Annotated in this window: 8 protein-coding genes; 2 read left to right on the top strand and 6 right to left on the bottom strand. The window is 72.6% G+C overall.

Annotation, left to right across the window (positions count from 1 at the left end; genetic code table 11):
• Positions 1-701, bottom strand: a 701-nt coding sequence (locus VFW79_RS08170; RefSeq protein WP_329676815.1) for a DUF1206 domain-containing protein, incomplete at its 3' end; no start/stop codon positions are given.
• Between the two features lie 142 nt (positions 702-843).
• Between VFW79_RS08170 and VFW79_RS08165 the strand changes: the two genes are divergently transcribed.
• Positions 844-1,551, top strand: coding sequence for a phosphatase PAP2 family protein (locus VFW79_RS08165; RefSeq protein ID WP_329676814.1), 708 nt, complete (start codon positions 844-846; stop codon positions 1,549-1,551).
• Here the strand turns inward: VFW79_RS08165 and VFW79_RS08160 are convergent.
• Both VFW79_RS08160 and ligD read right to left on the bottom strand, forming a co-directional pair.
• Positions 1,541-2,284 (bottom strand): VIT1/CCC1 transporter family protein, encoded by a 744-nt coding sequence (locus VFW79_RS08160; RefSeq protein ID WP_414647914.1) that lies wholly within the window; start codon positions 2,282-2,284, stop codon positions 1,541-1,543. The genes VFW79_RS08165 and VFW79_RS08160 overlap by 11 nt on opposite strands.
• A gap of 64 nt (positions 2,285-2,348) precedes the next feature.
• Complete coding sequence (gene ligD, locus VFW79_RS08155; protein WP_329676816.1) at positions 2,349-3,275, bottom strand: non-homologous end-joining DNA ligase; 927 nt, start codon at positions 3,273-3,275, stop codon at positions 2,349-2,351.
• Between the two features lie 85 nt (positions 3,276-3,360).
• Here ligD and VFW79_RS08150 point away from each other — a divergent pair, with 85 nt between their 5' ends.
• Positions 3,361-4,398 (top strand): Ku protein, encoded by a 1,038-nt coding sequence (locus VFW79_RS08150; protein ID WP_329676813.1) that lies wholly within the window; start codon positions 3,361-3,363, stop codon positions 4,396-4,398.
• A 54-nt stretch (positions 4,399-4,452) separates the two neighbouring features.
• On the opposite strand, the gene VFW79_RS08145 is transcribed toward VFW79_RS08150, so the two are convergent.
• From VFW79_RS08145 to VFW79_RS08135, 3 genes are all read right to left on the bottom strand, one after another.
• On the bottom strand, positions 4,453-6,066 hold the full coding sequence (locus VFW79_RS08145) for a phospholipase D family protein (protein WP_329676812.1): 1,614 nt from the start codon (positions 6,064-6,066) through the stop codon (positions 4,453-4,455).
• 84 nt (positions 6,067-6,150) lie between these two features.
• A complete protein-coding gene (locus VFW79_RS08140) occupies positions 6,151-7,215 on the bottom strand; it encodes a cation diffusion facilitator family transporter (RefSeq protein ID WP_329676811.1) in 1,065 nt (354 codons plus the stop codon).
• Positions 7,212-7,604 (bottom strand): metalloregulator ArsR/SmtB family transcription factor, encoded by a 393-nt coding sequence (locus VFW79_RS08135; RefSeq protein ID WP_329676810.1) that lies wholly within the window; start codon positions 7,602-7,604, stop codon positions 7,212-7,214. Before VFW79_RS08135 ends, VFW79_RS08140 begins: the two co-directional genes overlap by 4 nt.
• Between the last annotated feature and the right edge of the window lie 197 nt (positions 7,605-7,801).

Below are 7,801 nucleotides of genomic sequence, written 5' to 3'. Positions count from 1 at the left end.
GCGCCGTCGAGCCCGCCCGCCTTGTTGGCGTCGTAGGTCCAGGCGGCAGCGACGACGAGCCCGCCCGCGAGTGCGAAGACGAGTCCGCGCGCCGTCGTCCCGACCCGCCCCAGCTGGGTGACCAGCGTGCGGGCGCGGGGTGGCAGGGCCCGACCGGAGAAGTTCCGCATGAACTTCAGCCGCAGCCCCTCGACGACGAGGGCGACGCCGACGCCGACGACGACTGCACCGGCGATCCCGACGACCCACCGGCCGCCGGGGTGGGCCATGACCGCCGCGGCGTAGCCCTTCTGCTGACTGCTCTGGCCGGTGTTCGACCCCTGCAGCAACGCGACCGCCGAGTACGCGAGGAACGCGTAGACGAGGCCACGGACGAACGACTGAACTCTCGGGCCGACGGCACGTCTCTCGCCGACGACGCCGAACGCCGCCTCGGACAGCCGCCACAGCGCGTAGCCCGCGAAGCCCACAGCCGCGAGCGCGACCAGCCAGCCGCCGAACGGGTGGGCGATGACCTCCGCGAGCGCGCCCTTCTGGTCGACCTCGGCGGGTCGACCGCGGGCGACCAGCACCGCGAGCACCCCGATCAGGAGATAGACGACGGCGCGCGCGGTGAGGCCCGCGCGCGCAGCCCATTGCATCTGGCGGCTGTTCGACGCCTCTCGCCCGGCATCAGCGATCCGGGAGCCTTGCGAGGCCATCTGGCGATCCTTTCCACGTCGACGGCACATCGGCATTTCCCCCTGCTGAGAAATTGTCCGTGAACTCCCGGGGTTCGCACGTCGAGCGCGCGACAGCGGTCGTGCGCAGGACGTCTGGCCGTGCGCCTGGGAGACTGCCCCGATGCCTCCCTCGCGCCGGTTCCGTCTGTCTGCCGGTCGCGCAGCGGCGCGGTCCGGGGTCGCCGCGGGGTGCCTGGCAGCGGGGCTCGCGTCGCTCGTGGTGTGGACGCGGAGCGTGGCGCCCGGCGTGCCGGGGTTCGACCGCGGGGTGCACGACTGGGTGCTGAGCGAGCGGACCTCCGCGACGATCGGTCTCGCACGGGGCCTGAGCTGGTTCGGGCAGACCGACGTCGCGCTGCCGCTCGTCGTGCTGGCCGCCGTCATCGCCACGGCTGAGACCCGGCCGTTCGCCCGAACGCGCGCGGGGGCCCTGCTCGTGAGCGTCGGCGGACTCGGCGTCGCCCTCGGCCTCGCGATCAACCGCGCCACCGGTCGGGTCCGGCCACCGCTCGCCGACTGGGCGGGCGCGGCCGGTGGGTTCGCCTTTCCATCGGGCCATACGACAGCGGCGACCGTCGCGGCGGGCCTGGTCGGGTGGACCGTCAGTCGTCACGTGACGACGGCGCTCGGCCGCGCCACGGTCTGGGCCGTGGCTGGGACGTGGGCGGCCGGCGTCGGCTGGTCGAGGGTCTGGTTGGGCGTCCACTGGCCGACCGACGTCATCGGGGGCTGGCTCTTCGCCGGCGCGTTCCTGCTCGGCGCTCGCGCCGTCCAGCTGACCTTGTGGCCGGCGGATGCGCCGCCGCGCCCGCCGGCCGCTACCCGCTGACCCGGGTCCCGAGAAGGGCTCCGATGAGGAACGTGGCCGTGAGCGCCGCTGCCCCGCCGACCACGATCCGCGTCGCCGCCCGCCATCGTGAGCTGCCGCCGATGTAGGCGCTGAGGGCCCCGGTGAGGGCCAGGGCGACGAGCACGGCGGCGAACGTGACGAGCACCCGCATCGAGGCCGGTGGCAGGAGGATCGCGGCCATCGGCAGGAGGGCTCCGACCGTGAAGGACAGACCGGACGCGAACGCCGCGTGCCACGGGCTGACGATGTCGTCCTGCTGGATGTGGAGCTCGGTCGAGAGGTGGGCGGCGAGCACGTCGTGCGCCGTCAGCTCCTCCGCGACCCGGCGCGCGGTGTCGGAGCTCAGGCCCTGCGCCTCGTACAGGCCCGTCAGCTCGGCCAGCTCGGCGTCGGGGTCGGTCTCGAGCTCGAGCCGTTCCTTCGCGATCAGCGCGTTCTCGCTGTCCCGTTGGCTGCTCACCGAGACGTACTCGCCCAGCGCCATGGAGACCGCGCCACCGACGAGCCCGGCGACGCCGGCCGTGAGGATCTGACTCGACGACGAGGTGGCCCCCGCGACGCCGACGACGATCGCCGCGACGGAGATGATGCCGTCGTTCGCGCCGAGCACGCCGGCACGCAACCAGTTCAGCCGCTGCGCCAGACCGCCGCGGTGCGGCTCCCCGGAGTGCTGGTTCGAGGGCTCGATCGACGACTCCTGCTGACTGGTCACGGTCCCAACCAACCACGTCGGAGCGCGCGCGGCGAGTCCCTGCCCCGAGGCGTCCGGGGCCGTCTCACGGGACCTCCCAGGCGTCCGCGGGAACGTCCTCGCGCATGCCCCGCACGACCGGGTGTCGCAGGCGCCCGGCCCGGGTCCGCGCCATGTACGTGATGTCGACCAGCACCGTCGGATCGCACCAGCGGACCCCCACGGTGTCCGCGGCCGGGATGGTGTCGTCGAACGGGGTCGTCGCGCGGGCGAGCGACGCGAGGCGACCGGCGAGCAGGGTGCCGCTCGGGCCCGCCAGCCCGCTGCCCACGCGTCCGAGCCACCTCAGCCGCCCGTCACCGTCGGGGGCGCCGAGCATGAGAGAGCCGAGCGCAACGCCGCTGCCCGCGGCGGGCAGCCAGCCTCCGACGAGTGCCGTGCGGGTCGTGCGATGGGTCGCCTTCATCCAGTCGGGCGACCGGCGGCCCTGCTGGTAGGTCGAGGCTCTGCGCTTGGCGAGGACTCCCTCCAGACCGTGCTCGCGCGTGACCTCCCACAGGTCGTCGACATCGGGGTAGAGGGGCGAGAGCTGAGCCGGGGCGGGCAGGTCGAGACGCTCGAGCGTCGCCCGACGATCGTCGAACGACCTCCTGGTGAGGTCGACGCCGTAGAGCTCGAGCACGTCGAACACGAGGTAGGCCACGGGACGACGGCTCGCGAGGGCGGCCGCCCGGGTGGGATCCCGCACGTGCATCCGCTCGGCGAGGGCCTCGAACGACGGGACCCCGGCCTCCATCGCGACGATCTCGCCGTCCAGCACCGCGCCCTGGACGGCGGCGAGCCCGGCGAGCTCGGGGTACGTCACCGTGATGTCCCGGCCCGTCCGGCTCAGCAGGTGCAGCGGCCCCCGAGTGGTGTCGGCCAGGGCTCGCACGCCGTCCCACTTGACCTCGAAGACCCAGTCCGGGCCCGTCGGGAGATCAGACCGACCGGCCGCTCGGGTGGCGAGCATGGGCTCCACGGGTCCATCCTGCCCAGACACGGACAATCCGGCGCGGCGGGTGCACCGGCGGGCTGGTCGGGCGAGGAGGTGTGAGGTGCGCGCCATCTGGAAGGGTGCGGTGGCCTTCGGTCTGGTCAACGTGCCGGTCAAGCTGTACGCCGCCACGGGGGAGCACGAGGTCCCGTTGCACCAGGTCCACCGCAAGGACGCAGGACGGATCCGCTACGCCAAGAGGTGCAGCGTGTGCGGTGAGACGGTCGAGATGAGCGACCTGGCCAAGGGCTACGAGACGGACGACGGACACATGGTCGTCCTCACCGACGAGGACCTGGCCGAGCTTCCGTTGGCCACCGAGCGCGAGATCTCGGTCCTCGAGTTCGTGCCGGCCGACCAGGTCGATCCGATCATGCTCGCCAAGACCTACTACCTCGAGCCGGAGAAGACCGCGGCGAAACCGTACGCGCTGCTGCGGGGTGCGCTCGCTGCGACCGATCGGATGGCCGTGGTCAAGGTCGCCCTGCGCCAACGCGAGTCCATGGCCGTGCTGCGTGTGCGTGACGACGTCATCTGCCTGCAGACTCTCCTGTGGCCCGACGAGGTGCGCGAGGCCGACTTCCCCGTCCTCGACACCGAGATCACGGTCCGGCCGCAAGAGCTCAGCATGGCGTCCTCGCTTGTCGAGTCGCTCGCGTCCGACTTCGACCCCTCAGCGTTCGAGGACAGCTACCAGGCCGCGCTCGAGCAGCTCATCGAGGCCAAGGTCGCGGCAGGTGGGGTGACCACGGTTCCCGACGAGGACGACGCGAGAGCAACCGCCGCGCGGGAGTCCGGAGGGGAGGTCATCGACCTGCTCTCTGCGCTGCAGCGCAGTGTCGAGAAGGCACGTGCGGCTCGCGGCGAACCCGCCGAGGCACCGCAACCCGTACCGGCCGCGAAGCGGGCCCGCAGTGCGGCTGCCCGGCCCGCCGCGAGGAAGGCCGGGACTGGTGCCAAGGGCGCTGGTGCGGCAGGGGTGACGAGCACGCCGCCCGCCACCGCGACGAAACCGGCCGCGCGGACGAGACGGTCGACCGCCGAGGCGCTGCCGGAGCCAGCCCCGCCAGCCAGGAAGGCCCGGACCAAGGCCTCCTGAGCGGACACGGGTTCACCGACCAGGGGTCCGCGGGCCTCGGAGCCATTGGCGCCCCTAGAAGCGCCGCGCCCAGCGCTTGACGAACGATCGACCGTCGGGGTCGTACAGCACGCGGTACAGCGGGGTGGCCCAGGCGCGGGTCCACGGCGACAGGGCGGGCTGGGTGTACCGCCGGAGCTGACCGGGCGGCCGCGGGCCGCGACGCCCGTCACGGTGCCAGGCGTCGAGGGCTGCTGCGGCCGCACGGAACGCATCGAACGAACGCGATGGGTCGCTCAGCGCGGTGGGGTCGAGGTCCGCACCCAGGTGCTCGCGGCTCAGGTCGAGCCGCAGCGTCCGGGGCCACGACTCCGAGGACGCGGAACCTGCGTCCACCACCGCGCAGCTCAGCTCGCTGTCGTGCGTCCAGGAGCGACGGTTCGCGTTGTCGGATCCGACGCAGGCCCAGGTGTCGTCGATCACGCAGACCTTGGCGTGCACGTAGACGGGGGTGCCCTCCGCGTTCTCGATGCTGTAGACGGCCACGCGTGGGCCGGCAGCCGCGCGCAGCACCCTCATGGCCACCTCGCGTCCGATCAGGTTCGGCGGCATCGAGGTGCCCCCGTCCTGGTCGGGGAACCGAGGGATCACCACGACGAGCCGCAGCGAGGGGCGCCGCGCGAGGACGTCGGCGAAGACGCGCGCCACGTCGACCGACCAGAGGTACTGGTCCTCGATGTAGATCAGCGACTGCGCCCGAGCCAGCGCCTTGCGGTACCCGCGGGCGACGCTCAGCTCGCCTCGCGGGGCGAACGGGTAACCCGGTGCGCGGTTCGGGTAGGTGCGCAGCAGCTGGACGGCGGCCGAGCCGCACGGCGCGGGGTCAGGGTGCTGGGGTGGCATCGGGCGCGCCCGCCGGTCCTGGCCGCGGACGAGGTCGACGACGATCCGCACCGGGCTGCGGCTCAACGGCGCAGGGTCGTCCCAGCGCTCACGGAACACCGTCTCCGCGTCGCCCACCGCGGGTCCCTGGACCGCGAGCTGGACGTCGTGCCATGGCGGTCGCGGTCCGTAGACGGCAGCCATCGGCTGGGCCTGGGGGTCACCGTGGTGGGCCGCGTCGTCGCGACGGCCGTGGCACAGGTCGATCCCGCCGATGTACGCGATGTCTCGCTCCGGGTGACGGGCGTGGCGCAGCACGACGAGCTTCTGGTGGTGCGAGCCGAGTCGGAGGACACGCATGTCGAGGAGGCACTGGCCGCCCGCGGCCTCGATCTCGTCCCCGAGAGCGCGGTTCGTGCTCGCGCTGAAGTTGAGCTGGTCCAGGTGCGATCGCCACACGAGGCCACGGACGTCGACGCCGCGACGTGCCGCTGCTGCGATGACCGCCCCGACCTCGGAGCCGGGGCCGGTGAGCAGCTCGTCAGGGTCGCTCCGCCAGTCCGTGAACAGGAGCAGGTCGCCACTGCCCATGGACTCGACGGCGGCGTGGAGCTCGGCGAAGTAGACCGACCCGTGGATGAGGGCACGGACGCGGTTGCCCGTCGACCAGGCGAGCCCGTCGGGATGGCGGCTGTCGATCGAGGTGCTGGGGTTGCCGCGCTCGTCAGCCGAGAGGAACCAGCGCCGCGTCAACGCCTCCCGGTCGCTGACCGGGGCCGGCATCACCTTCTCGCCCCTCCGTGTCACGAGGTCTCCTCCGCTCCGTCGGGGCGGGCAACCCGCGCCCACGACCGCATGCTCGCACGGACACGCTGCTCCCGTGCGGTCGACCTAGGCTGCGAGCTCGTCACCGGGGTCGGCGGGGTCCTCGCCTGGGTGGGCGTAGGCATGGATGGCGGCTTCGCTGAGCCGTGGGATCGCCCGCTTCAGATGCTCCTCGGCATCGTGGGCGATCCGGTGGGCCTCACCGAGGTCGACCGCGGCATCGACGTCGAGCACGGCGTCGGCCTGCAGGGAGTGACCGATCCACCGCATCCGCACGCGACGCACGCCGAGGACACCGGGAACCGACGCGAGAGTGTGCTCGGCGCGGTCGACGAGCCCGGGGTCGACGCCGTCCATGAGGCGACGGAAGACGTCGCGCACGGCGCTGCGGAGCAGGACGACGATCGCGACGGTGATGACGAGGCCGACGATCGGGTCGGCGAGCGGGAAGCCGGACGCGACTCCGATCGCGCCGACAAGGACGGCCAGCGACGTGAACCCGTCGGTGCGGGCGTGCAGCCCGTCGGCGACGAGGGCAGCCGAACCGATCTGCCGGCCCACCCGGATGCGGTACACAGCGACGAGCTCGTTGCCCGCGAACCCGACGAGTCCGGCGGCAGCCACCCACCAGACGTGCTCGACCCCCTGAGGTGAGATCAGTCGACGCACGGACTCCACACCGGCGACCACCGCGGACAGCGCGATCATGGCCACGATGAACAGGCCGGCGAGGTCTTCCGCGCGACCGTACCCGTAGGTGTAGCGCTTGCTGGGCGCGCGCCTGGTCAGGGCGAACGCGATCCACAGCGGGATGGCGGTCAAGGCGTCGGAGAAGTTGTGGACCGTGTCGGCAAGAAGCGCGACCGAGCCCGACACGGCCACGATCGCGAGCTGCGCGACGGCTGTGGCACCGAGCCCGACGAGGCTGACCTTCACTGCCCGGATCCCGCGAGCGCTGCCCTCGAGGGCGTCGTCGATCGAGTCAGCCGCGTCGTGGCTGTGCGGGGTGAGCAGGCCGTGGAGCGCGCCGCGGAGGCCCGTCGGGTGCTGGTGGCCGTGCTCGTGGTCGTGACCGTGCTCGTGCTCATGACCGGCGGTGTGAGCCGCAGTGGGGACGTGCTCGTGGCTCATCGTGCGCCTCGATCCGGGTGGGGCTCGCCGACGGGCACGGCCGTAGCGGGCTCGCGGTGGTGTGCGGGGGAGTCCGACGCAGCGTGCTCGGCGTTGTGCACGGCGTCGGTCACGAGCTGCGCGATGTGCTCGTTCTCGATCCGGTAGTACACGCTCGTCCCGGCCCGCCGGGTGCGGACGAGTCGCGCGAGGCGCAGCTTGGCCAGGTGCTGGGACACCGACGGCGCAGGCTTGCCCACCCGCACGGCGAGCTCGTTGACGGGCAGCTCGCCGCCGAGCAGTGCCCACAGCAGCCGGACCCGCGTGGGGTCGGCCAGCATGTGGAAGACCTCCACGGCGAGGAGGACCTGGTCGTCGTCGAGACCAGCTGTCTCAGTCTCTGCATCCATACGCAGATACTAGCGGGCACCCTACGGCTCGAACCGGTACCCCATGCCGGGTTCGGTGATCAGGTGGCGCGGGTGCGCGGGCCAGCACGACGACGATGCCCGCCGACAGGGCGACGGCGTGCGGGGCGAGCGCAGGGAAGGCCGAGACGATGTTCGACACGCCCGCGGCGACCGACACGGCGACGGTCAGCACGTAG

The sequence above is a fragment of the Cellulomonas sp. genome, assembly GCF_036279715.1.
In the GTDB taxonomy this organism is placed as follows: domain Bacteria; phylum Actinomycetota; class Actinomycetes; order Actinomycetales; family Cellulomonadaceae; genus Cellulomonas_A.
Note: the sequence above shows the minus strand (reverse complement) of the source record. Positions and strands in the feature narration are given on the sequence as shown.

Coding starts and splice junctions, on each gene's coding strand:
- VFW79_RS08165 (WP_329676814.1), top strand. CDS start 844: ATGCCTCCCTCGCGCCGGTTCCGTCTGTCTGCCGGTCGCGCAGCGGCG.
- ligD (WP_329676816.1), bottom strand. CDS start 3,275: ATGCTCGCCACCCGAGCGGCCGGTCGGTCTGATCTCCCGACGGGCCCG.
- VFW79_RS08140 (WP_329676811.1), bottom strand. CDS start 7,215: ATGAGCCACGAGCACGTCCCCACTGCGGCTCACACCGCCGGTCATGAG.
- VFW79_RS08135 (WP_329676810.1), bottom strand. CDS start 7,604: ATGGATGCAGAGACTGAGACAGCTGGTCTCGACGACGACCAGGTCCTC.